General features: G+C 41.6%; 23 protein-coding genes. 13 read left to right on the top strand and 10 right to left on the bottom strand.

Going from position 1 to position 24,724, the window contains the following annotated elements:
- Positions 1–157: 157 nt before the first annotated feature.
- Positions 158–2,524, top strand: a complete 2,367-nt coding sequence (locus E0F88_RS02965; protein WP_229213658.1) for an ABC transporter permease — start codon at positions 158–160, stop codon at positions 2,522–2,524.
- Positions 2,525–2,812: 288 nt separating this feature from the next.
- On the top strand, positions 2,813–5,212 hold the full coding sequence (locus E0F88_RS02960) for an ABC transporter permease (protein WP_131956491.1): 2,400 nt from the start codon (positions 2,813–2,815) through the stop codon (positions 5,210–5,212).
- 5 nt (positions 5,213–5,217) lie between these two features.
- On the opposite strand, the gene E0F88_RS02955 is transcribed toward E0F88_RS02960, so the two are convergent.
- The 3 genes from E0F88_RS02955 to E0F88_RS02945 all read right to left on the bottom strand — a co-directional run bounded on the left by E0F88_RS02955 (position 5,218) and on the right by E0F88_RS02945 (position 7,185).
- Positions 5,218–5,625, bottom strand: a complete 408-nt coding sequence (locus E0F88_RS02955; RefSeq protein WP_131956489.1) for a putative toxin-antitoxin system toxin component, PIN family — start codon at positions 5,623–5,625, stop codon at positions 5,218–5,220.
- A complete protein-coding gene (locus E0F88_RS02950; protein WP_131956487.1) occupies positions 5,622–5,855 on the bottom strand; it encodes a DUF8507 family protein in 234 nt (77 codons plus the stop codon). The genes E0F88_RS02955 and E0F88_RS02950 overlap by 4 nt, the downstream gene beginning before the upstream one ends.
- Positions 5,856–5,940: 85 nt before the next feature.
- Positions 5,941–7,185 (bottom strand): MFS transporter, encoded by a 1,245-nt coding sequence (locus E0F88_RS02945; protein WP_131956812.1) that lies wholly within the window; start codon positions 7,183–7,185, stop codon positions 5,941–5,943.
- 255 nt (positions 7,186–7,440) lie between these two features.
- Between E0F88_RS02945 and E0F88_RS02940 the strand changes: the two genes are divergently transcribed.
- The 10 genes from E0F88_RS02940 (at position 7,441) to E0F88_RS02895 (ending at position 17,287) form a co-directional block, all read left to right on the top strand.
- Entirely contained in the window at positions 7,441–7,902 is a 462-nt protein-coding gene (locus E0F88_RS02940) for a hypothetical protein (protein ID WP_131956485.1), read from the top strand.
- A 50-nt stretch (positions 7,903–7,952) separates the two neighbouring features.
- A complete protein-coding gene (locus tag E0F88_RS02935) occupies positions 7,953–8,864 on the top strand; it encodes a winged helix-turn-helix domain-containing protein (protein ID WP_131956483.1) in 912 nt (303 codons plus the stop codon).
- Between the two features lie 69 nt (positions 8,865–8,933).
- Positions 8,934–9,842, top strand: a complete 909-nt coding sequence (locus E0F88_RS02930; RefSeq protein WP_131956481.1) for a LysR substrate-binding domain-containing protein — start codon at positions 8,934–8,936, stop codon at positions 9,840–9,842.
- Positions 9,843–9,914: 72 nt separating this feature from the next.
- A complete protein-coding gene (locus tag E0F88_RS02925) occupies positions 9,915–11,108 on the top strand; it encodes a threonine synthase (protein ID WP_131956479.1) in 1,194 nt (397 codons plus the stop codon).
- Positions 11,109–11,356: 248 nt separating this feature from the next.
- Positions 11,357–12,019, top strand: coding sequence for an ABC transporter ATP-binding protein (locus tag E0F88_RS02920; protein ID WP_131956477.1), 663 nt, complete (start codon positions 11,357–11,359; stop codon positions 12,017–12,019).
- A gap of 87 nt (positions 12,020–12,106) precedes the next feature.
- Complete coding sequence (locus E0F88_RS02915; RefSeq protein WP_131956475.1) at positions 12,107–13,417, top strand: TolC family protein; 1,311 nt, start codon at positions 12,107–12,109, stop codon at positions 13,415–13,417.
- A 246-nt stretch (positions 13,418–13,663) separates the two neighbouring features.
- Complete coding sequence (locus E0F88_RS02910; RefSeq protein ID WP_131956473.1) at positions 13,664–14,320, top strand: hypothetical protein; 657 nt, start codon at positions 13,664–13,666, stop codon at positions 14,318–14,320.
- Positions 14,321–14,327: 7 nt separating this feature from the next.
- Complete coding sequence (locus tag E0F88_RS02905) at positions 14,328–15,026, top strand: hypothetical protein (RefSeq protein ID WP_131956471.1); 699 nt, start codon at positions 14,328–14,330, stop codon at positions 15,024–15,026.
- A gap of 87 nt (positions 15,027–15,113) precedes the next feature.
- Positions 15,114–15,809, top strand: a complete 696-nt coding sequence (locus E0F88_RS02900) for a GDSL-type esterase/lipase family protein (RefSeq protein WP_131956469.1) — start codon at positions 15,114–15,116, stop codon at positions 15,807–15,809.
- A 131-nt stretch (positions 15,810–15,940) separates the two neighbouring features.
- Entirely contained in the window at positions 15,941–17,287 is a 1,347-nt protein-coding gene (locus E0F88_RS02895; RefSeq protein WP_131956467.1) for an FGGY-family carbohydrate kinase, read from the top strand.
- Between the two features lie 68 nt (positions 17,288–17,355).
- Here E0F88_RS02895 and recG read toward each other — a convergent pair whose 3' ends face one another.
- Entirely contained in the window at positions 17,356–19,476 is a 2,121-nt protein-coding gene (recG, locus tag E0F88_RS02890; protein WP_131956465.1) for an ATP-dependent DNA helicase RecG, read from the bottom strand.
- 147 nt (positions 19,477–19,623) lie between these two features.
- Between recG and E0F88_RS02885 the strand changes: the two genes are divergently transcribed.
- The gene (locus E0F88_RS02885) at positions 19,624–20,124 is read left to right on the top strand and encodes a DUF2911 domain-containing protein (protein ID WP_131956463.1); all 501 of its coding nucleotides are present in this window, start codon (positions 19,624–19,626) and stop codon (positions 20,122–20,124) included.
- 87 nt (positions 20,125–20,211) lie between these two features.
- Here E0F88_RS02885 and E0F88_RS02880 read toward each other — a convergent pair whose 3' ends face one another.
- The 6 genes from E0F88_RS02880 to E0F88_RS02855 form a co-directional block, all read right to left on the bottom strand.
- Positions 20,212–20,508 (bottom strand): winged helix-turn-helix domain-containing protein, encoded by a 297-nt coding sequence (locus E0F88_RS02880; RefSeq protein WP_131956461.1) that lies wholly within the window; start codon positions 20,506–20,508, stop codon positions 20,212–20,214.
- A gap of 33 nt (positions 20,509–20,541) precedes the next feature.
- Complete coding sequence (locus tag E0F88_RS34645; protein ID WP_131956459.1) at positions 20,542–21,660, bottom strand: hypothetical protein; 1,119 nt, start codon at positions 21,658–21,660, stop codon at positions 20,542–20,544.
- 40 nt (positions 21,661–21,700) lie between these two features.
- Positions 21,701–22,087 carry a diacylglycerol kinase family protein gene (locus tag E0F88_RS02870; protein WP_131956457.1) on the bottom strand — a complete coding sequence of 129 codons (387 nt, stop codon included), beginning with the start codon at positions 22,085–22,087 and terminating at the stop codon, positions 21,701–21,703.
- Entirely contained in the window at positions 22,062–22,748 is a 687-nt protein-coding gene (locus tag E0F88_RS02865; protein WP_131956455.1) for a DUF1361 domain-containing protein, read from the bottom strand. The genes E0F88_RS02870 and E0F88_RS02865 overlap by 26 nt, the downstream gene beginning before the upstream one ends.
- A 163-nt stretch (positions 22,749–22,911) precedes the next feature.
- Positions 22,912–23,817: an SMP-30/gluconolactonase/LRE family protein gene (locus E0F88_RS02860; RefSeq protein ID WP_131956453.1), complete on the bottom strand. Its 906-nt coding sequence runs from the start codon at positions 23,815–23,817 to the stop codon at positions 22,912–22,914.
- A gap of 19 nt (positions 23,818–23,836) precedes the next feature.
- On the bottom strand, positions 23,837–24,487 hold the full coding sequence (locus E0F88_RS02855) for a thioredoxin family protein (protein WP_229213657.1): 651 nt from the start codon (positions 24,485–24,487) through the stop codon (positions 23,837–23,839).
- Positions 24,488–24,724: the final 237 nt, after the last annotated feature.

Raw genomic sequence — 24,724 nt, 5'->3', positions numbered from 1 at the left:
GTTTAAGTTAAAAAGAGTTAAATACCTAACAGTGAAAGATAAAGCGAAAAGGATTTAATTAGTTTTGGATTAAAAGCAGGAAAGTAACCCCGAACCCTTTTCCCCCTGCCCGAATCTGATGCTAAAAAACTATCTTAAAATCGCATGGCGCAACCTCATGAAACGCAGGTTTTTTGCTTTTGTCACGATTTTAGGATTGTCTGTAGGGCTGACATTTACTTTTCTTATTGCAGGTTTTATCTGTGGAGAAATCCAGGTTAACCTTAATTTGCGAAATGCCGAAAACCAGTATATCATCCGAAGCAAATGGAAGAATCCGGATATGGGTATCGACTTTGCTTCCTTGGGTCCGTTAGGAAAAACGCTGAAAGAGAATTATCCCGACCTGGTCGCAAATTATTATCGCTTCGATGGAATCACGGTAGCGGTTTCTAAAAATGAAAAACATTTTAGAGAAGAAATACAGACCGGCGATTCGACTTTGCTCAGCATGTATGGATTTCCTCTTCTTCATGGCGATCCGAATACAGCCTTAAACAAACCTAACTCGATTGTACTAACAGATGAAAAGGCAATAAAATATTTCGGAAAAACCGATGTGCTTGGCCAAACGCTCACATTACACAATTTCGTAGGCGGCAAGCAGGAATTTCAGGTGACAGGTGTTCTTGAAAAATTACCAGACAATTCTATAAGTCATCTGCAAGTGTCTCAGATAGAAATGTTTATCCCGTTAAGCAGTCTGGATGGCCGCAAAGGTGCCGAGGATAGCTGGGCATTTCCATATATGGTCACTTTTATAGAACTGAAAAAGGGAGTTTTAGTAAAGGATCTTGAAAAACCGGTTAACCAAATCTTAAACACAAATGTTCCTGAAGACTTGCGGGCAAACCTTCAGGTGTATTTTACTCCTTTAAAACAATATTACTGGGAGGCAAATAATGGTTTGGTCAGGAAAATGGTTTATACACTTTCTGCTGTAACGGTTTTTATACTGTTTATGGCGATTGTAAATTTTATCAACATTTCCATTGGTAACTCTTCATCCCGACTGAAGGAAATTGGGGTCAGGAAAGTGCTGGGAAGTTTTAAAGGACAGCTTCTCAGGCAATTTCTTGCAGAATCAATTCTGCTTGCTTTTTTTGCCACGTTAGTCTCGGTTTTATTTTATGAAGTTTTTAGATCCTATTTCGCCGGTATCCTGGGTAAAGAAATCGCGTCGTCATTCTCTTTGCTGCCATTCTCCATTTTAATAATTGTAGTTATAGCATTGTTAACCGGACTGGCTGGTGGTTTTTATCCGGCATTTGTTTTGTCCTCACTACCATCTGTTGACTCGATGAAGGGGAAACTGAAATTGGTGAAAGAAAATATCCGTCTCCGAAGACTTTTGATGGTTTCACAATTCTCGATTGCCTTGTTTGTAATAACTGCAGCAGTCATCGTTTCACAGCAGGTTAAATTCTTTTTTAATAAAGATCTGGGTTACAAAAAGGAATCGCTGATGTCAGTTGCCGTTCCCCGCGACTGGACTCCCGAAGGTGTTGCGAAAATGGCGGCAATCAGGGATCAGTTTTCACATTTGAAAGAGGTTAACCAGGTGAGTTTGTCATATGAAATTCCAAATGGGAATAACGGAAATCAGTTTGGTATTTATAAACCAGGGCAGGATTCTGCAAACGCTATTTATACACAATTTCTGGGAACGGATGAAAAATATGCAGATACCTACCAGATCAAAATGGCAGCTGGAAAGTTTTTTCATGCCAAAGAAGGAGTTTACCAGCCCGGCACTATTGTGCTCAATGAAACAGCGGTGAAATCTTTAGGATTCCAAAATGCAGAAGATGCTGTTGGACAGCTTGTAAATGTTCATTCATTTTCGACTCCGTTTATCATTTGTGGTGTGTCCAAGAATTTTCATTTTGAATCCATGCACCAGTCAATGAAACCACTGGCATTTTTACATATCAATGGTGGAAATGCTTACAGGTTTTTGACGTTCAGGATTGTTCCTTCACATTTGGGAGAATCTGTGGCTGCGGTTGAGAAAAAATGGCGGGAACTCATGCCGGATGCTCCATTTGAGTACGCCTTTATGGACGATACATTACAAAAGCTTTACAAGTCGGAAGTGCAGCTGCAAAAGGCATCACAAGTGGCCACGCTGCTGGCTATTGTAATCGTCTTGTTAGGTGTATTGGGGATGGTGGCGCAAAGCACCGCGAGGAGGACAAAAGAACTGGGAATCAGAAAAGTGCTCGGCGCAACTGCATGGAGTATTATAATTCTTTTTGTAAAAGAATTTCTTCTGGTAATGGGCATATCAGTACTTATATCTTTCCCGTTGGCCATGTTGGGAATGAAAAAATGGCTGGAAAATTACGCCTACCGGATTAATCTGAACCTGCTGACCTTTGCCTGGATCGGTATGATTTTCGGAATCGTAATTGTCGGCGTAGTTTGTCTGCAGACCTATAAAGCAGCATCAATGAATCCCGTAAAATCCATTACTTCAGAGTAATTTAGCAAAGCTGAAAGATTTAGCGTAATCAAGATCGAAATAACGAGGAAAGCCTGAAAGGCTTGAACACGAATAGCCCCGGATGCAATCCGGGGTTTGAGATGCAAATCAATTATTTGCAACCCTGAAAGGGTTAAATATTTCTGATAATTGTGACGCCGGATTGTTTTATTCAAACCCGTTCGGGGTTGGTGACTGAACTGCCTGAAATTCACCCAGGGTGTAACCCGGGGTTATTCAAATTTAAGCCTTTCAGGCTTCATCGAAAATTGCAAACCTACTCTTCCAATGCTGCAAAACTACCTCAAAATCGCCCTGCGGAATCTTCGTATTAACCGGACATACACGATCCTGAACGTGGCCGGTCTTAGCATGGGGATGACGGGAGCCATACTTATTTTTTTGTTTTTGCAAAATCATCTCAGTACCGACAGGCATCAGCCCGGTTTTGACAGGTTGTACCGATTGGTTTTAAATCTTCACTTAGATGAAGGAATTGAGTATAGCTCTGATACGTCCGTTCCTTTGGCAGGAGCATTGGCCATGGATTACTCACAGATTGAAAAAGTAGGGTTTATTAAGAAAATACCGGTCGCAACACTCTTGTCAATTTACCAAAACGAAACCAGAAGATTCACCGAGAAAGAAAACGTGGTTTTTGCTGATCAGGGATTTATGGAAATATTTAAATTCAATGTGCTTGAAGGCAACTTAAATGGCATAATGAAGGAACCCTATGCAGCAGTTATCAGTGAAAAAGTAGCCAGAAAATATTTTGGACTAACAAACGTAGTTGGAAAAATCCTGCGTCTTGACAATGCCACTGATTTAAGAATCGCCGGTGTTTTAAAAGAATCACAAAATCCGACAGATTTAAAATTTGATGTTTATATATCCTTACCAACCATAAAGAAGATTGAGCCTGCTTACGATTTGGATAATTTCGGCTGGTTAAGCTCGCGTAATCAAATTTTTATCCGGCTTGTCCCGGGAGCAGATTTCAAGTCGGTGGAGAAGCTTATAAAAACAAATGGTACAAAATACTATGCTGAGACCGCCAGATATTACGAACACAAACTTCAGCCATTATCTGAAGTTCATTTTGATGAAAGGTATGGTGGCAAAATTCGGCGGCCAATTTTAATAATTTTAGTAGTTGTGGGTCTTTTTTTACTATTCATTGCGTGTATCAATTTTATAAATCTTGCAACTGCGCAGGCAATAAAAAGAGCAAAAGAAATTGGTGTCAGAAAAGTTTTGGGAAGTACAAGACGGCAATTATTCTGGCAGTTCATGAGCGAAACCGCTTTGCTAACCTTGTTCTCCGCTTTCGTCACGCTGCTTTTAGTCGCTTTACTGCTGCCTGTGCTAAACAACTGGACACAGACCCAGGATTTTTATTTCGGAATGGTATTTCAGTTGCAATTTTTGTTTTGCTGGTCGCTGACAATTCTATCTGTTATTCCTATCGCTGGTTTCTATCCGGCCGTCATTATTTCGGGTTTCAATCCCATCACCGCGCTGAAAGGTAAATTAGGAACAAAGCAAATTGGTGGCCTCGGTCTACGCAGGTCTTTGATTGTTGCCCAGTTGCTTATCGCTCAGATTCTGGTTATCGGTACGCTGGTACTTATTCTTCAGCTGAAATATTTTAAAAATGCGGATCTTGGATTTGATCAAAATGCAGTTTTAACGGTTCAGTTGCCGAATAAAAATTCGAAACAGAAAATCAATGGGTCTTTACGAAATAGTTTGCTTCAATTTGCTGATATCAAGTCTGTTGCTTATCAGTACGAGGCGCCAACATCCAGTATGGGATTTGGAGGCCAAGTTAAATTTGATAAAAGCGCAGACTGGGAAAAGTTTGTGATCCGCGAACGTTACGGAGATGAAAATTATATCAGCACCTATAAAATGAAGCTGATAGCAGGGCGCAGTTTTACCGATCGCGATTCGCTGAAAGAATTTGTTGTGAATGAAGAATTGATGTTCAAGCTGGGAATAACGGATCCGCAAAAGGTTTTAGGAAAGATGCTGAACACCGGAATGGGTGATTTGAAAGGCAGGATTGTTGGGGTGGTAAAAAGCTTTCATTTAAAATCGCTTCAGGTGGCGGTGGAGCCTTGTGTCATCTTTGCCAAGCCAGCGCAATACAAAGAAATAGCGATTAAGCTCAATACAAAAGATTTTGGCAAAACAATCCGAAATATCCAGGCGGTTTGGCAAAAGGATTATCCGGACGACGTGTTTTCCTATCAGTTTGTGGACGAACAGATTGCTAAGTTTTATGAAAAAGAAGAGCAATTAACGACACTGATCCGCTCCTTTGCATTGATTGCTATTCTTATTTGTTGTTTGGGGTTGTATGGAATGGTGTCGTTTATGGTCACGCAAAGAACAAAAGAAATTGGTGTCCGAAAAGTATTGGGCGCTGGTGTGGAAAGCATTGTTTTGCTTTTCGGAAAAGAATTTTTGATTCTTGTTTTGGTTGCATTCCTGATAGCAGCACCGGTTGGATGTTATTTTGCTTCGCATTGGCTAACCAATTTTGCCTATCGCATTGATCTGAAATGGTGGATTCCGGCTTCGGGATGTTTGATAATCCTAGTAATTACGTTGCTAACAATTGGATTCAAAGTGATAAAAGCCTCCTTAATGAATCCGGTGAAGAGTTTGAGGATGGAGTAGGGACCTCATTTTATAATTGCTAAAAAGGATTCCAAATCAATGACTGTAAGTTTTGGAAATTCAATTGATTTAAAGATATTAAAATCAGAATCATTGCTAACCAGGTAATTGCAGTTGGAACTTATCGCCAAGTCTGAAAATTTATTGTCATCGGGGTCATTTATTATTAAATTCCATTTAAATGCGGGTTCAGTAAAGACGACATTTGGGGCAATAGCCAATTGGTGCAGGATAAACTGAGAGGTCTTTTGAGAGTAGGTTTTAGTGCGAATTTCATCGTATTCCAACAATATTTCATTGCTCACAAACCATTCAAACTTCTCAGATCTGAAATCAAGATATAGCTGATAAAATGGGCTTTTTGGAGGGATTGACGCTCTTAGACAATTTGTGTCTATCACAACACGAATCATTTGACAAAGGATTTATCGCTTGAAAGCATTTTACGGTAATCCTCATCGGAATATTCTTTAATTTTCAGTACTTCCTCTAATTCTTTCCGAAGCCCCTGATCAAAAAAATCCATTAATATTTTCCGTAATTCCAGAGTCTCGCTGTCACTGATACCCTGATCAAAGAGCCTCAGCAAACTTATTTGTATTTCACTTAACGTACCATTTGATGCTTGCTGTGTTGTAGCCATACCCGTGATTTCCAATTGCCTGAATCAAACAAAAATAACAAATATTTATTAAAGGCAAGATCCAGATAATTGTGTTTCCAACATTTCAACTCAACCTTACAGAAAACAAATCCTTTGACCGCACATAAATCCAGCTCACAACGGCGATTGTGACCACACCGCCCATCATGACTGATGGCACCGTTCCAAAGGCTTTTGCCAGTACCCCGGATTCAAAAGCTCCCATTTCGTTGGATGAACTGACAAAAATACCGTTTACAGCCGCAACACGCCCGCGCATTTCATCTGGCGGATAAATTTGTAAGATTGTCTGGCGGACAATTACACTTACGCTGTCACAGGCTCCGGTAGCGAACAGTGCAGCGCAGGACAAAATGAAGTTGGTTGAAAGTGCAAACATAATTGTAAACGCACCAAAGCCGGCTACGGCAATCAACATGTTACGCCATGCATTGTGCGTAGGAGGGAAGTATGCCATTGCAAACATGGTAAGAAGAGAACCTATTGAAGGTGCTGCGCGGAGCAAACCTAAACCTTCCGGACCAACCTTTAAAATATCTTCAGCAAAAACGGGCAAAATGGCCACAACCCCTCCAAATAACACCGAGAATAAATCCAGTGAAATGGCATAAAGTACAATTCTGGTTTTAAAAACAAATCGGAATCCTTCTTTCAGACTTTCAAGAAGCGGTGTCGTAATTTTAACCACTTCGGGTCTGGTTTTAATCATTCCAAGCAAAAACCAGCAGACGATAAAACTGGCAATTACGATCAGCAACGTATTTTCAAGACCTATAAAAGCATAGAGAAATCCTGCCAATGCCGGACCTGTTATGGAGCCCGCCTGCCAGAAAGAACTGCTCCATGTGGATGAGTTTCCATAAATGGCCCTTGGAACCAGAAACGGTTTCAGAGAGCTTGATGCGGGAGAGTAGAAACCTTTTGCAAATCCAATTAGTCCGAAAACGGAATAAACTGCCGCCAGGTGCTGCGTTTGTGTTAAAGAGTTAAAAATTGCAGGCTGGAAAACGGTGTAAAGTATAACCGAGCCTAAAATTATCACGACAATACTAATGTGCATAATCGTAATTTTATTTCTTTGATCCGCTATGTAACCACCAAATAATGAAGTAATTATAAAAGGAATCACCTCAGCAAGGCCAATCAAACCCAGTGCCAGCGGATCGTGGGTCATTTTATATAATTCATAAGCAACAATTACTTCCTGGATCAGGATGGTTGCTGAGAAAAGAAACGTATTGGAAATGTAAAACCGGAAGTCGGAGTACCGCAAAGCGGCGTAAGGATCTTGTGGGGCAACTGTTTTCAACCTGCTATTGTGTGGTGTTCTGTTTTGTAACACGTTTAAGAACAGATATTGTTCTGCTTTAATTGAAAATTAATGAGGATTGTTTATTTAATGCAGTTTTGATGTACAGTGCAGGCTATTTCAACCTTTTACATTTTGTTTACAATGTTTTACAGACATTTTACCAGTTCAGTTAACCGGTATTCTACATTTGTGAGAGTCCCAAATCGCTTGCTTCAAGTTGTTCAAATCAATCTCATTTAAACCTCTAAAATAATGAAAAGTAAAATCTCAAATCTGCTGCTTGTCGGGTTATGGATGTTTTCGCTTCCTGCTTCGGAAGCCCTTCCCAAAGACGCCAACGAAGATGAATTTATTGCAAACCCTGTTTTACTAAACGGAAAACCTGTTCACCTGGCTGTATTGTCATCGGTTGACAAAGGAAAAGTTAGTTTGGTAAAAGAAAATCCGGAATCGGCAGGAAAAACTGAATTTTTTGTTTATTTAAAACGTGCCGGGAAAATCGTTGACGGTGATTCCTTTGTGCATAATGTTGCGGTTAAAGAGTTTGATCTGGGCGAAGTTCTGAAATCAGCCAGATTAGGTGATGAAATCGTGATTAGCCCAGCCGCTCCGGGTGAGAATGGGGGTCAAAAAATTATTCCTGTAACAAAAATACAGCTTGCACCGCAGTTTCAGTGGTTCTCCGTTTTTAACAAAAGTAAAGAAGGCTGCTGATCGTTTCTTTTTGGTAAATTTACCTGACGGATAGTTTTTTGTTACCCAAAATGGCCAGATCATCTGATTTTTGTTTTAAAGCTGCGACCAGGGCCACATTGACCCTGGTTGTAGCTGTTATTTTCCTATTTTTTCAAACCGCTACTGCAATTGCTAATAACGAGTCCGGGCAGTTTTCAGAAAAAGCAAATCTGGTTTTACGAAGAACTGCACATGGTCTGCTGATAGCTAATGGTGATTCTGTTTCAGTCATTCCTCCCGTTGAGCAAACCGACAACAATACCTTTACAATAAAACTCAACCAGTCATTTGATTATGGAAAGCTGCCCCAATTACTGAATGAATCGCTTGATCTGTATCAGATAACACGGGGTTACAATGTGACGATCGTGAATTGCACCACCGGGCATTTACAGCTTGGATACAACTTTAAGGACATGAGCGCAAAAGGAGGCGTTCCCTGTCTTAATCGGGAACAATTACCGGGCTGCTACAATTTAAAACTTAGTTTTTATCCACCGACACAGCAGGCAACGGCTGGCAATAACTGGTGGTTACTGCCCATTGGAAGCCTCGCTGCCGGTTTGGGATATCTTGTCTGGAGAAAATCAGGAAAATCCGACAATTCCTTTCTGCCGGAAGTTTCCGAAGTAAATACAACCCAGAAAAAGCATTTTGCAAATTCAGTTTTAGATATAACGAACCTCACGCTGGTATGCAGAAATGAAAACCATAAACTCACCTATCGGGAAGCAAAGCTTTTGAATCTTTTTGCCGAAAATAAAAATCAGGTTTTGGAAAGAGACTTTATCCTTAAATCTGTTTGGGAGGATGAAGGTATCATTGTAGGAAGGAGCGTGGATGTGTTTGTTTCCCGGCTTAGAAAAATGCTCCAAAATGATTCCTTGGTAAAAATTTCTGCCGTTCATGGCGTTGGTTACCGGATGGAAGTTGCTGAATAAATATGGGAGAACAGTATGAATGGATTGGAATGGATATCTTTGGAGATCAAAGTTCTCATCAATATCTAAATGTTATCCTTTCGCCATCAGGTATTTTTTGAAGTAGCCAATCTGCTGAGTTTTACCAAAGCCAGCCAGGTACTAAACCTGAGCCAGCCTGCCATCAGCAAGCATATTAAAGCTTTGGAAGAAAAATATAAAACCAGTCTTTTTGAAAGAACCGGCGGAAGTATACGGCTAACTGAGCCGGGGAAAACGCTTTTGGCTCATTTACGGCAGGCACGCGAAATTCAGATCAGGCTGGAATATGAGCTGAGTACGCATCAAAATGAATACAATGCCAAAGGGGAATTACGGTTAGGCGCCAGCACAACCGTTGCTCTTTACATTATTCCCGAAATTCTTTCCGCTTTCAGAAGACAATATCCGAACGTCCACATCACGCTGCTTAACAGGAATTCGGAAAATGTTCTGACTGCATTAAGTAAAAATGAAATTGACCTGGGCATTATCGAAGGAGAAACCAAAACTACTTCTGTGAACTACCGTTACTTTACTTCAGATGAAGTAATAGCCGTCTGCTCTCCAAAAAGTGAACTATGGTTTCGCGAGTCTATTACGCTGGATGAACTCAGAAATTATCCTGTTGCATTACGGGAACGGGGATCGGGCACGCTGGCATCGGTTAACTCGGCGCTGGAAGAAAGAAGTTTTAAGTTATCCGATTTGAAAAACAATATTTCTCTTGGCGGAACGGAAGCGCTGAAAAACTTTTTACTTGTAGATGACTGTCTGGGCTTTTTACCACTTCGCTCAGTTCAGAAAGAACTTTTGGCCAATACTTTAAAACAGGTTTTTGTAGAAGGTTTAGCAATAAAGCGACAGTTCTTTTTTATCCAGCGTCATGGTTCCGAAAACGATCCTTTCGGGCAGGCTTTCGTCAAATTTGCACTGCATGTTCATAACTTAAAGTTATAGTGTATGTTTAAATAGCATTGGCTTTGGTATCGGACGCGGTCTACTTTTGTGAAAAAAAATAGCCAAAAGTTTATGATACCGACAGATTTACTAACATCGCACATCACCCATCTGGAATGTGCAGATAATGAGGAAAAATTCAGTCATCTGGAAATACAGACTTTTTGTACCTCAGCAAACGGAAAGAAATCACCGCTTTATGCCAAATACGGCTCGCTTAATAAAGTTGGTAAAAATGTATTAAAAGAACGCACTGCATCTTTGTGGCGGTATTTTGAATTTCTGCCCGTCTTAAACCCTGAAAATATCGTAAGCCTCGGAGAGGGATTGACTCCCTTGCTGCATCTTGAAAATCTTGCAAAGGAACTGCATATCCCAAACCTTTATCTCAAAGATGAATCGCTAAATCCGACCGGTTCTTTTAAAGCGCGGGGGCAGGCCGTTGCAGTTTCCAAAATGAAAGAACTTGGTATCCGGCGCTGTATCGTGCCCACAGCCGGAAATGCAGGCGGGGCACTTGCCGCTTATTGTGCGAAGGCTAAAATTGATGTCACGGTTGTGATGCCCCGGCACACGCCTGAAATTTTCAAACAGGAATGCAGCTATTTTGGTGCTGAACTGATTCTGGTCGATGGCCTGATTAGTGATTGCGGAAGGGTTGTGGGTGAAATGAGAGCAAAAGAAGATTATTTCGATGTCTCAACCATGAAAGAACCGTATCGTCTGGAAGGTAAAAAAACAATGGGATTTGAAATAGCGGAACAGATGAACTGGCAGCTACCGGACGTGATTTTTTATCCAACCGGTGGCGGAACGGGACTTATCGGAATCTGGAAGGCGTTTCATGAAATGAAACAAGCAGGCTGGATTACCGGAAAATTCCCAAAAATGATTGCTGTTCAGACAGAAAACTGCCAGCCGGTTGTTTGGTCTTTTGCGGGAAAACATGAAAGTGCGGCTGCTTATGTTGCCAGACCTTCGGTAGCAAACGGCCTTGCCGTACCTTTCCCGTTTGCCGAAAGGCAGATACTTCAGGTATTGAAAGAATCCGGTGGATACGCTCTTTCTGTGACCGAAACAGAACTGATGAACGGGGTAAAGTCTTTTGCCAAAAATGAAGGACTGTTTGTTGCTCCGGAAGGCGGAGCTTTGCTGCCGGCAGTGAAAAAAGCGATCGAAAATAAATGGATCGGTGCAGAAGATAATATCCTGCTGCTCAACACAGGAAGTGGTTACAAATACTCAGAAAACTTTATGCAGATATAAAAATATTGACCCTCAACCAGCATTAGCGGACCTCAGCAGATGCTGGTTTTTAGCCGTTCGATACCGTACACATTTGTACGATTTCGGACGGTTTTGTTTTCTTATGCTAATTTAATTATCTCATTTTTAGTTAATTAAATGTCTGGCAAGGCTTTTTAAAAGTATTGGCAACGGGATTGAAGCTCAGGTTTTGTTTTTATGGCGCTGTATGCGTTCTTGTGTAATTCAATCTCACATACCAAAATTTTATGATCAAGCTAGAAAAAATATCGAAGTATTACCCCGCAGGTTTTGGCAAGACTTATGTTTTACGCCACATTGATCTGAATATTAAAGAAGGTGAATTCGTGTCTATTATGGGGCCGTCGGGTTCCGGGAAATCGACTTTACTGCATATTTTAGGTTTACTGGAAGAGCCTTCCGAAGGTGAATATCTTTTTCTGGATTCACCGGTTCAGAAATTGACTGAGAAGAAACGTACAGAATTACACCGCCATCACATCGGTTTTGTTTTTCAGGCATATCATTTAATTGACGAACTAACCGTTTACGAGAACATTGAAACGCCGTTGCTTTACAAAGGAACACCTTCATCTGAACGAAAAAGCCGTGTGGCCGAATTGCTTGACCGGTTTAACATGGTTGCAAAAAAAGATCTTTTTCCGCATCAGCTTTCCGGCGGGCAGCAACAACTGGTGGGTGTTGCAAGAGCAATTGTTCACAACCCCAAAGTGATTTTCGCGGACGAACCAACCGGGAATCTTCATTCGGAGCAGGCTGTCGAAATTATGGAGTTATTTCAAAAACTTAACCAGGAAGACAAAGTAACCATCGTACAGGTAACACACTCAGAATCAAATGCGGAATACGGCCACCGTGTCATCCGCCTTAAAGACGGGTGGTTAGCCTGATAGGGCGAAAGGAGGAGGGAGGAAAGAATAACTGTTCCTCATTTTCTCTTTCCATCCTCCTTTAATCCATTTTCTCTTTTATTAGCCATGAAACATTTATTCTTATTATTCTGTCTGATCCCTTCGCTGGTTCAGGCTCAGACGCGGCTCAGTTTACGTGAATGCGTGGAACTGCTCACAAAAAATAATCTGACCTATAAAGCTGGAAACCTACAGGCGGAGTCAGCACAGGCACAATTGAGGCAGGTAAGGTCACAAATCCTTCCGCAAATTTATATCAGTTCGGGAAATAGCCTTAATCTCGGCCGAAGCATCGATCAGTATACCAATGCGTATATAGACCAGGTTTATAGCTTTAATTCACTTGGTGCGGGCGTTCAGGTGCCGGTTTTTCAGGGATTTAAACTGCAGAATCAGATCCGTCAAAATGTGTTGCTGAAAGAATCGGCACTGGAAAACCGGACTGCCATTTTAAACCAGCAGACCATTTTACTGATGCAGGGCTATGTAAATGTTTTGGCAACAAAAGCATTGTTTGAAGCAGCCGGGCAGCAGGTTGAATCTTCCCTTATACAGGTTGATCGCGTAGATAAGCAGGTAAACGCGGGGGTGCTGGGCGTAAACCTTTTGTATGAAATTAAAGCTCAGCTTGCCAATGACAAGTTTAACCAGGTTACTGCACTGAATAATTATCGTTCTGCGAGGCTGGCGCTATTTCAGCGGATTAACATTCCGGCTGATGATAGTCTGGATTTGGAGCCGCTGGTTCCTGTTGAAGGATTGAGAGAAGCGGTTACTGCAGCAAACCTGTATGAAGATGCACAGAAATCGTTTCCGGAGTCAAAAGGTGCAGACCTCTATCGTCAAAGTTTCGCCTATCAGGTAAAATCAATTAAAGCAGATAATTTTCCCTCACTTTTGCTAGGCGCAGATTTTGGTGCATTTTATGCTTCAACAAATAAAAAACTCGACTACTTTAATCAGTTAAATGCGACAAGAAACGGTTCGATTGGCCTTAGGGTTAATATTCCAATCATGGGCAGGTGGGTTACCCGGCCAAGGGTGGAACTTGCAAAAGTGCAGGAACGTATCGCGCAAAACCAGCAGGATGTCGCGCAGCAGCTTTTACGCCAGGCAATTGAACAGGCAGTGCTGGATCTTAATGCAACAGCAGATAAATTCTCCGCATCCCAAGGCCAGGTAGAATCGCTCAATGCCAGTTTCGCGGTTGTACAAAGTAAACTCAACGCGGGAACAGCTAACGTTTTTGAATATTCGCTGGCAAAAGCAAATCTCGCTCAGGCTCAAGCCAATGCCATCCAGGCGGAGTACGAATATCTGATGCAGCAGCGGTTACTACAATATTATAAACAAGGAAACTGGGACGGTATTTTTTAAAAATTAAGGATCATATAATGCTTCATCTTAGATTTTAAATGGAGCTTTGAATATAGCAGAGCTAATAGCCGGCAGCTGAAAGCTATCAGCTAATAAAGATAGTTTGGTTAAATTTTGGTATCGGTAATATTTAGAGGTAATCGCTTTGGTTACCTCTTTTTTTATATTTTTTGTTAAAAAAAGCAAATGGTTACATCGGTTACATATTCTTTTTTATCTTGCCTGTGTAACTAACTCATACACTTTATGAAAATATACTTACCGATTACGTTACTAACTTTTCTTTGCCTGTCAGATCCGGTGCAGGCTCAGGTGCAAAAGGGAACAAAGTATCTGGCTGCGACAATTAGTTTCGATGGTTATAATTTCCGTCCCTCAGGTTATGCTGTCCAACAGACTGTTTCTAGCCAATTTACCATCAGTCCTTTTTTACAGGCGGGAAAATTTTTTAAGGATAACCGGATGGCGGGCATTGGGCTAGGTTCTTCAAACTACATTTTTTCTGTGTCAAATAATGATGGGCAGAACATATCGAAAAACAGGCAAAGCCGTAATGCTTATACCCTTGCACCTTATGTCAGACACTACAAACCACTCAATACGAAATGGGCGGTCTTTCTAAATACCTCGGCGGAAATTTCATTTTTGAGCCTCCGATACAAGGCAAATGGCAGCAGGGAGTCAGATAATGGATATGGAGTTGGAGTAAAAGTGGTTCCGGGTATTTCCTTTTGGGTAACACCCAGATTTGCACTGGAATCAGACATCAATTTACTTTCATTGGGTGTAAGTTACAGCGACATCGTTGATGTAAAGTCAATCAATTTTAATTCGGCTGTCACCACAAATCTGAACAGTTATTTCTCTGTCCGTGCTTCCTGGTATATCCATCGTCCTCAATAACTTACGTATGAAAAATATTTTCTTTTTTGTCGGAATAATGATTTTCCTCGGGAACGGCACATCTTTCGCACAGTTTGAAGGAAAAAAGTACGTCTCCGGTTCGTTTGGTCTGTCCTTCGGAAACAGCAACCCTGTGTCAGGTCAGGCGGGTCAGCGTTACGAATATAATTTAGGATTCTCACTCGGTAAATTTAAAACTGAAACGCGTGCCAGCGGTTGGAATCTGAACAGTTCATTAAGTGGTACAGAAAACAGTACGCTCCAGTTTGATGGGAGTAATTTTGTAGAGAGCAGTGGTAAAGGGTTAAATTATTTTAAGATCGGTGCCGGTCGTTTCTGGCATTTTTACAAACATATTAATGACAAAACCGGTCTTTTCGGTGGTCCTGAGATCAATGCCAACTATTCGCTCAACAAAGAATATGGTAATATCGGAAGTAGTTTATTGTCTGTCAATACGACAAAGACTATACAGCTTTCCATGGGATTGACTGCGGGTGTGTACTACCGGTTTTCAGACAAATGGTGGGGAACGGCCAGTCTCGCATTTTCCGATCCGGTGTCGGTAGGATATTCTTTTCTGAAACAACTCAAGTCCTTGGATCCGAATACAATTGAAACTACAAAAAATGTTCAGTTAGGATACCGGCTTTCACCGTCGTTTTCCTTTCCGAGCGTAGGTTTAGGTTTTCGTTACTTTTTGTAACCTAAAAATATCTGCATAAATAATCCTGCATCTTACATTAAAAACATGGTGGACATGCCTTCTTGCTATGTCCACCACTTTAATCCAATGAAAAAATACTTTTTTGTTTTTTTAATTGCCAGCCTCAGTGCCTGTCATAAGCCGAGTTATACTGCCCTGGACGCACCGTGGGAGCCCGACTATAAGATAGACCGTTCGGAAAGTGCTATTCTTGCATTTGAGAAAAAAGACGCGGAACAAATGCCTGCACCCGGCGGAATTGTTTTTACGGGAAGTTCTTCTTTTACCAAGTGGACTGATGCGGATAAAGATCTGGCACCGCTTCCGATTATCAACCGTGGTTTTGGCGGATCTACATTGCCGGAAGTGATTTATTATGCCAATCGTTCGGTTGTGAGATACAAGCCTAAAACGGTGGTTATTTATTGTGAAAATGACATGTTCGGTGCTAAGAAAAAAACTCCGGAACAGGTTAGGGATGCTTACGTAGCGCTGACGAAGCTTATTCGTGACCAACTGCCGGATGTTCGTTTGTATGGCGTTTCGCTTAAACCTTCGCCGTCGCGCTGGGCAAGGCGTGAAGATGTAATTAAAGCGAACAAACTGATACAGGAATTTATCAAAAAGGATAGGAAACATGGTTATATCGACGTTTGGCCGGTTATGCTCAAAGATGGCCGTCCTGATGGAAGTATATTCGTAAAGGACAGCCTGCACATGAACGCAGAGGGATATAGGCGCTGGACGAAAGTATTTAAGCCAATTTTAGAAAAAACGGCTTAGATTGACATAAAACGCGTTTTATAAGTTCGTAGATTTGAAAAAGTAATAGTAAGGGTATAGGTTTCAAAGTAAAGTCACTATATTGACCGAAAAATATATTTGGGATAAAAAGTGATATAGCATTCAAATAAATGAAAGTAACTGCGGTTTTTGACATTGGCAGGACCAATAAGAAATATGTACTTTTTGATGAAAATCATCAGATCGTAGAAGAATTCTCCGAATCACTTCCGGAAACAACTGACGAGGACGGCTTCCCGACAGAAGACATCGTGCTTTTAACCAAATGGGTGAAAGATCGTTGGGCAGATTTGCTTGAAAGTACCAAATATGACATTAAAGCTGTGAACGTTGCTGCTTATGGAGCGAGTCTGGTACATCTTGATGCTGCCAACAAACCGCTTACGCCGCTTTATTCTTATCTGAAACCGTTTCCTGATGCACTGTTAAACCAGTTTTACAGTACGTACGGAGATCCGACGCGTCTTTCGCTGCAAACCGGTTCACCGGCCATGGGCATGCTTAATTCGGGTATGCAGATGTACTGGCTTAAATACACTCAGCCGGAAATTTATAAGCAGATTGTTACAACTTTACATTTACCGCAATACATTCTTTATCTGCTTACCAACCGTAAGGTGAGTGACTATACTTCGCTGGGTTGTCACACGGCTTTATGGAGCTTTGAAATGTGGGATTACCATGAATGGGTAAAAGCAGAAGGAATTCATAAAAAACTGGCGCCAGTTTTGGCATCATCTTCTTTTATTTACCGTCATGGAGATAAAGGAATTCAGTCCGGTTTTGGTCTGCACGACAGTTCCGCCGCACTTGTTCCTTACAGGATGGCAGTTAAAAAACCGTTCGTGCTATTGTCAACCGGAACCTGGTGTATTAACTTTAACTCATTCGCATCCAAGCCGTTAACATACTATCAGCTGGAAAGGGATTGTATGAATTACCTCACACCTGAAGGAAGCGGTGTAACGGCATCAAGACTTTTTCTGGGTCGTGAACATGATTATCAGGTAGCGCGTATCGCAGAATATTTTAGAGTAGAACCAGATTTTTACAAAAGGGTTGCATTTAACGGGGAGTTTTTAAAAGCAGATTCACCGCCGTTTTACACAGCTTGTATGACCGGTAACGGACCTTTTCCGGAACCAAGTCCAAGTGAGTGGCAGGTGAGTGCTTTCGCATCGGCGGAATCCGCTTATCACCATTTGCTGAAAGGTCTGACTGATATGCTGACCGTATCGCTTCAGCTTGTAGGAATTAATGACGTTCAATCGATTTACGTAGATGGTGGTTTTGCAAGAAATGCTATTTTTACAAAACTGATTGCACGTAATTTTCCAAATCATTCTGTTTATGCAACTGACCTGCCTTATGCGACTTCGCTTGGTGCGGCACTTCATGTAACCCGTCCGCAGACCTTTGAATTTTCAGGAGATATACATGAAATAAGCGCGGAGTAAATACCGCAATTGAATAAAATGGCTGCAATCAACCTTCCGTTTGGAATAAGATTGCAGCTTTTTTTGTACTAACTAATCCGGCTCCAGTTGGTCTGTTCTTTTTTTATTGTACTTAAATGCGCCTTAATCGGAAGGTTTTCCGGCTGGTTTAAATCGGCGTCATCCTGCAAAATTGCTTCTGCTGACTGGCGTGCGGCTTTTAAGATTTCACCGTCCTGCGACAGGTTGGCAATTAACAAATCCATCAGCCCGCTTTGCTGTGTGCCGGTTATGTCTCCCGGCCCACGTAGCTGAAGGTCGACTTCCGCAATTTCAAAGCCATCATTGGTTCTGCACATGGTTTCAATGCGCAGCCGGGTATCCTTGCTGATTTTATAATCGGTCATCAAAATACAGTATGATTGCTCAGCGCCTCGTCCAACCCGTCCGCGGAGCTGATGTAACTGAGAGAGACCAAATCTTTCAGCATTTTCAATCACCATCACAGATGCGTTAGGTACATTTACTCCAACTTCAATAACAGTTGTCGCAACCATGATTTTTGTTTCTCCCCGAACAAAACGCTGCATTTCGAAATCCTTATCCTTCGATTTCATTTTACCATGAAGGATACTAAGCGGTACATCCGGAAAAGCGCGGGAAACACTTTCATAGCCATCCATCAGGTCTTTCAAATCCATCTTTTCCGATTCCTCGATCAGTGGATAAACCATATAAATCTGTCTTCCCTTGGCAATTTCATCTCTCAAAAAGCCAAAAACGGACAGGCGGTGCTTGTCATAACGGTGAACTGTTTTGATGGGTTTTCTTCCGGCTGGCAATTCGGTAATAGCGGAAATGTCGAGGTCTCCATACAGCGTCATTGCAAGCGTTCGGGGAATAGGAGTTGCCGTCATCACCAGAATGTGCGGGTTAATCCGTTTATTTTTAGCCCAAAGTCTGGAACGCTGAGCAACGCCAAAGCGATGTTGTTCATCGATGATGCAAAGCCCCAGGTTCTTAAACTGAACAATATCTTCAATCAGCGCATGTGTTCCCACGATGATCTGCATGGTCCCATCAAGCAATTCTCTGTGAATGATATCACGGTCTTTCTTTTTCGTTGAACCGGTTAATTTTCCAATACCGATACCTAGTGAATCAGCAAATTTTTTCAGTCCCTGGTAATGTTGATCTGCCAGAATTTCTGTGGGTGCCATCAGACATGCCTGGGCATCGTTATCCAGGGCAAAAAGCATTGTTATAAATGCCACAATCGTTTTTCCGGAACCTACATCTCCATGTAAAAGCCGGTTCATCTGCCGTCCTGTTTTTAAATCTTCATGTATTTCGTGCAAAACTTTTACCTGTGAGCCGGTTAAAGTAAATGGCAAATGATGTGCATAAAACTCCTTCACCAAAGCTGTATGCCCGAATACCATTCCGGGGAATTCTGTTTTATGTAAAAGTTTGTTTTTCAGTAACCGGAACTGATTGTAAAAAAGCTCTTCGAATTTTAACCTGCGCTGTGACTGGTGCAGCCATGCCTGACTTTGCGGAAGATGAAAGTTCCAGATTGCATCAGCCTTGGAAACCATCCGGTACTTTTGTACCAGGTTTGCAGGAAGGGTTTCGTGAATATGCTGACGGGAAATTTCGAGCAGCGTTCGCATCATTTTACTGATGGTTTTACTGTCAATGAATTTTCTGCGAAGTTTATCAGTAAGCGGATAAATAGGCTGCCAGTAACCTCCCTGAGAGTTTTCGGCAGTTAAGAGGTCAAGTTCCGGGTGGGTAATGCTCCATTTCGAGCCAAAAGCGATTGGTTTTCCATAAACGATGTACTCCGCATTAGGGCGAAGATTTTTCTCAAACCAGTTTATTCCCTGAAACCAAACAAGTTCCAGAATTCCCGTGCCGTCGGTAAAGTTTGCGATGAGCCTTTTTTTGCTGCCTTCTCCTGTTATCGACCATTCTCTCAGTCTACCTTTGATTTGAACAGCAGGGAGCTGTTCGTTAATGTCTTTGATTTGGTGAAAAACGGAGCGGTCTTCGTGCCGGTAAGGGTAATACTGGATAAGGTCACCAAAATTGAAGATATTCAGCTCCTGGTTGAACAACGCCGCCTTTTGTGAACCGACTCCCTTTAAGAATTCGATCCTGGTTTCAAAAAAACTATTGCGTACCGGTGGTTGTCCTTCACTACTCATTTTTCAAAAGTACGTGTAATTCATTAAATATGTGCAGGATTAATTTGGGAGCGAAATGAGTTTTTCATTCCTGATATTATCGATCTACAACAACTTTTGATCACTAAACGTCGTTTATGTAACCATAACCACCAAATTTATAGATTTATGAAAGTTACGTTATTGTTATTAGCATTTGTATTCTTCGCGTTTGTAGGAGCTTTCGCACAAACTCCGAGGGTTACTGCAGAAGGGAAAAACATTAGTATTGCCTACGGGCAGCCTTCTAAAAAAGGAAGAGTTGTTTTGGGTAAAGAAGGAAGCGCAGGTCTTGATAAATACGACAAAGTATGGAGGACCGGTGCCAACGCGTCAACAGAAATTACATTTAAAAAGGATGGACAGTTTGGCGGGAAAGCTGTAAAAGCTGGCACATACAGTTTGTTTTCGATTCCGGGAGAGACACAATGGACCGTCATTTTAAACAGCGTTTTAAAGCAAAATGGTGCGTTTGAATATGAGCAAAACAAAAGTAAGGATGTACTTTCTGTGACCGTTCCCGCTAAAAAGTACGCTGCATCAGCAGAGAAACTTACATTTAAAGTGAGTGACAAATCTGTGGATCTTCAATGGGATAAAGAGGGTTTTTCTGTTCCGGTAAAATTCTGATCAAGTAAAAAATTCATAAAAAACGGACGCCCGGTTTATAACCAGACGTCCGTTTTTTATTTCATCTCATTCCCCAAACCCCCTGCTCTATAAATTCTGCCGGATCATATTTTCCAAAACCTGCAAATGGTCGGCAAATGCTTTTTGACCGGTATCCGTTGATTTATATGTCGTAAGTGGTTTTCTGCCTAGAAATTGTTTTTGAACTTCGATATATCCGGTTTCTTCGAGTGCACGCAGGTGCGAGGCCAGGTTGCCATCAGTTAGCTGCAAGAGTTCTTTTAGTTCATTAAAACTTAAAGAATCGTTTACAACCAGCACAGACATAAGCCCAAGCCTTATTTTACTTTCCAGAACCTTATTAAATTTCTCTAACCAATCCATTCACGCAGAGGCTGTGAAGCCTTAAAATATTCATTAATTATCGGCTTCCAGTAAAAGTAAGGCATCCCGGTTCCGAAGCCAAACTGCCTGGTCGCGCTGATTGTTTGCCTGCATCGTAACGACAGATGCGATCAGCCCGGTTCCCAGCGACACCCAAAAGAACTTTTTCAAATTATCACGATTACCCGAAACTAGTGAAACAATGGATCCGGCTGATCCTGCCACAGAAATCAGCAACGCAATGTTACGGGTTCTTTTTGACTTTAAATACAATTGCAATCCACCTTCGGAAATGGAAAATTCGCGACGAAGCGCTTTTTGCCCGCTGTAAACTGTATTGTTTTTAATAAAACTATTACTGCCCTGAAGATAAATTGTCTCTTTGTCGTACCATTTTCTGGCTTGTTTTCCTGTGCTGTCCGAAACATATTGTGCCTGGCTTTTCGGCGAGAGCAAAATCAGTATTAAAATAAGGCCTAAACCACCACCCAATTTGATTTTATCCGAAGCAAGTGTTTTGCGGTCATATTTGTTATACATCGTCAAACCATAAATTATATGCAATACCCCAAACCCAATGGCCCAAAATATGAGCGAATAGCCTGTCAGAAATAATGCAATACAGCCAATGGCGATTTCGGATATACCCAAATAAAAAACCTCCGGATAGGTAAACCTGCTCGCGTTGATGAGCGCAAGTCCATAAAAAATGAGTGTTACCGGAAACACCAGCCATATATATCCGTATAAAAACATAGCCAGACAAAAAATCCCGCCGGTAACGAGGGGAATCAGCATGCTTATTAACAACCGTTTTGATGTTCCGTTCCAAACCTGCAAACCTCTTTTACGGCCTTTCCTGACAGTAAAAATGATTCCGCTTGCTAGTGAAAAGAAAAGTACAAGGCAACCGTCAGTCAGCAGAAACTGAATAACCTCTTTTTGGCGGTATGCATCGTAACCGGTTATAGGTAAAAGGGCGTCGGTATAAAAGTCAGTTTTAAAACGTACATAGGCAAAAGTCGCGCCGATGAGTGCAAAAATTCCTGCAAAAACCCCGCTGAGTCCGCTCAGGGAAAGAAATTTGGACGAGCGCTCCATCAGGTCGCGTATCTCGTTCAAAGTGTTTAAGGAGTCTTGGTTTGAGGACATATCAGATGAGTTCGGGTACAGAATTGAAATAGGGGAACGTTTAAAATGTCAATCCGCAAAGATTGGCAATCTTTGGAACAAAAATAACAGCGCCGGCAATTACCGCAGAGATCGCGAGTATCAGTACGCCTGCGGCAGCGAGATCTTTCACATCCTTTATACCGGGATTATATTCAGGTGAAACAACATCCGCAAGTTTTTCAATGGCTGTGTTCATGGCTTCGGCTGACCAGACAAGTCCAATAAGAATAACCACAACACACCATTCAGTGGCAGAAATATGGACGATCATACCTGCAATCACCACTAGTATGCAGGCAATGAGATGAATCCGGGCGTTATTTTCGTAACGGAATAAACTATAAATTCCCATTCCGGCATATTTGAAGCTGCGAATTGCCTTACGAATATTTATGGGACGGCTCATGTTCTTTTAATTCGGCGAAAAAATGGAACGCAAAGTACAACAACATCAGCACGAACGAAAACGCTAACGTATGTTTTATCGCCAGGGGATCCTGCATGCTGTGATAAATTCCCCGGACCAATGCTCCTGGCTGCGTTAAGACATCCCAGCTGTTCCATCTTCCATATCTTCCTAAAAATATTCCGAACCCGCTCAAAATCATCGATCCGCCAATCGCAAGCCAGGCCAGTAGCTGGTTCCGGCGGCGGGAAATAATCCGGTGTACAATCCGGATGGAATATAAGCCTGTAAGAAATCCAGATGCCGCAAATAAAAATAACATCAGCGTGTCATACCAAATCATATTTTCCGATACACCCCGTAAATGTTTGATGTCTGTTACCACGTAAGGAGCATTAGGGAAAAATAACAGCCAGATTACCAAATAGATCAATAAAAGGATAAACGGAGTTCGCCTGGCTTTTTCCTGCTCCCATACCCATTTGATAAAAACTAATGGAACCCATGCTAAAAACAGATTCCATACCATGAAGAGAAACCCAAGATTTTGCGTGCCGGCAAACCGAAAAACGAGCAGCGCCATGGCCGAAGAAGAAACAACCGCAAGAAGGGCGATTTTCTGGTTGCTTTGAAGATAGGTAGACAGTTTTTTGATTTCCATATTTACTTTATTAAAGTACTTTGAAATGCAAAGTAAAATTAAAAAAGTTTTGTAACCAAATGCATATTAATGTTTGAGAGAAAAAACTTAGTTTCTGACTGAATAGAAAGTTAGCAGAAGGAAATAAGGTGTATCGCTATTTTTTGTTGAGTAATAGTCTGATTTATTTGACAGCAGAAAACGATTTCATCATCGCCCATTCGCGGCCAGCGGTTTTGGCTTTAAAAGTTTCCAGGCATCCGCGATCCTGCAAAGTGATGTAACAGGTCTTGCCGTTTTTACCTCCAAAACAGATGTTGGATACTTTTTTACCGATGGTCTGTATGGTCTGAATCACCTTGCCTTCGGGAGATAAAACAGCAACTTCTCCCTTGCCGTGGCGTGCAATGTATAAATTCCCCTGAACGTCGCAGCGCATACCGTCCATCCCGCCGTCGGCAAACTGATGAATAAGACGTTTGTTGGTTAATTTTCCTTCGGGAGATAGGTCAAAAGCCCAGACATTTCTCTGAACGCTTTCGTTTACATACAGGGTTTTTTCATCAGGGCTCACATCAATACCATTCGTGGTTCCCATATTTTCGGCTGCAAGAGTCGTTTTACCATCCGGCGTAACAAGCCAGATTTGTCCGGTGCTTTCTTTCCAATTGGGGTCAGAACAAAACATAAGACCTTTGGCAGTAATCGCCAGATCGTTAGGCTGGTTCATTTTAGGTTCATTGGCAACTACGGTAATGTCTCTTGTGATGAGGTTTACCTTCAGGATATTGTGTCCTGTGAAGTCCGCAACGTAAAATGTGTTTTTATCTCCAAACCGAATCCCATTTCCTGTGCTTCCTTTTGGCAAGGTAACAAAAAATGAAGTTTTACCTCTCTGATTCATGATAGCAATTGTACCATCTCTTGCGAAATTCACTGCATATACATTTCCGTCTTTATCCACGGCAGGTCCTTCACAGTTACTGGTAAATTCACTCTCTGCTGAGAATTTTTTACTTATAGTCTGTGCATGCAAACCGGAAAGAGTTGTGCCACAGAGGACAAAAAACACAGTGAAAAATCTTATCATAAATCAGAAAAGGGCTTTATTAATTTTTCCATTTGATGGCGCAACCAATGGGTTTAGTGATTGTTGTCACCACGGGTTTGCTGCCTAAAAGGTTTGCAACTGCTTCATCAACATAAAATTTGGCTGCGCCGGCGGGATCCTGGGGATTATCATCGATCATACCGGTATATCTGACAGTAAACGAAGAACCGCTTTTTTGAAGCACATAAACCTGAGGAGTCCGGGCTACACCAAACGCCTTTGCGGTTTGCTGCATATCGTCGGCAAGGTAGGGGTAACCATAGCCTTTGGAAGAAGCACGTTCTTTCATTTTTTCAAACGAATCATCCTGATGCGTGGCGGGATCGCTTGGATTAATTGCGATGACAGGAAAGCCCTGTGATGCATATTTGCTGTTAAGGGCAATAATACGGTCCTCGTACGCTTTGGCGAACGGACAATGGTTACTTGTAAACACAACGATCAGACCTTTTGAACCTGCGAAATCATTGAGTGATACCATGTTGCCGTCAACATTTTTCAATTTAAAATTGGCAACGATATCACCGGGTTCATAGCCGCCGGGCTTTTGGTTTGTTACTGAATTTTCTTCCTTCGTATAATGTATTGTAGCCGCCACCGCAGCGACACCTGAAAGGAGCACTATCGAAAGCCACAGATATATTTTCATTTTTTTATTGTTCATTTATATCACCTTAGAACGTGAATTACTGTAAAGGTAACCAATTACACTGTTAAGGTTTGTTAACGCAGTTAGCGGTGTTTTTACATTCGGGGATGTCGTTATATAAAGGTAACAGGTTACATTACTTTACCCATATCCCGATTAATTTAATTGTAAAACGAATTGCCTACAATTTAAGGAAAAGAATATAAATTTTGTGGTAAAGCATTGTGATTCTGTCGA

The sequence above is a fragment of the Dyadobacter psychrotolerans genome, assembly GCF_004349265.1.
Lineage (GTDB): Bacteria > Bacteroidota > Bacteroidia > Cytophagales > Spirosomataceae > Dyadobacter > Dyadobacter psychrotolerans.
The sequence above is the reverse complement of the archived record's forward strand: the minus strand, read 5'-3'. Positions and strand labels throughout refer to the sequence as shown.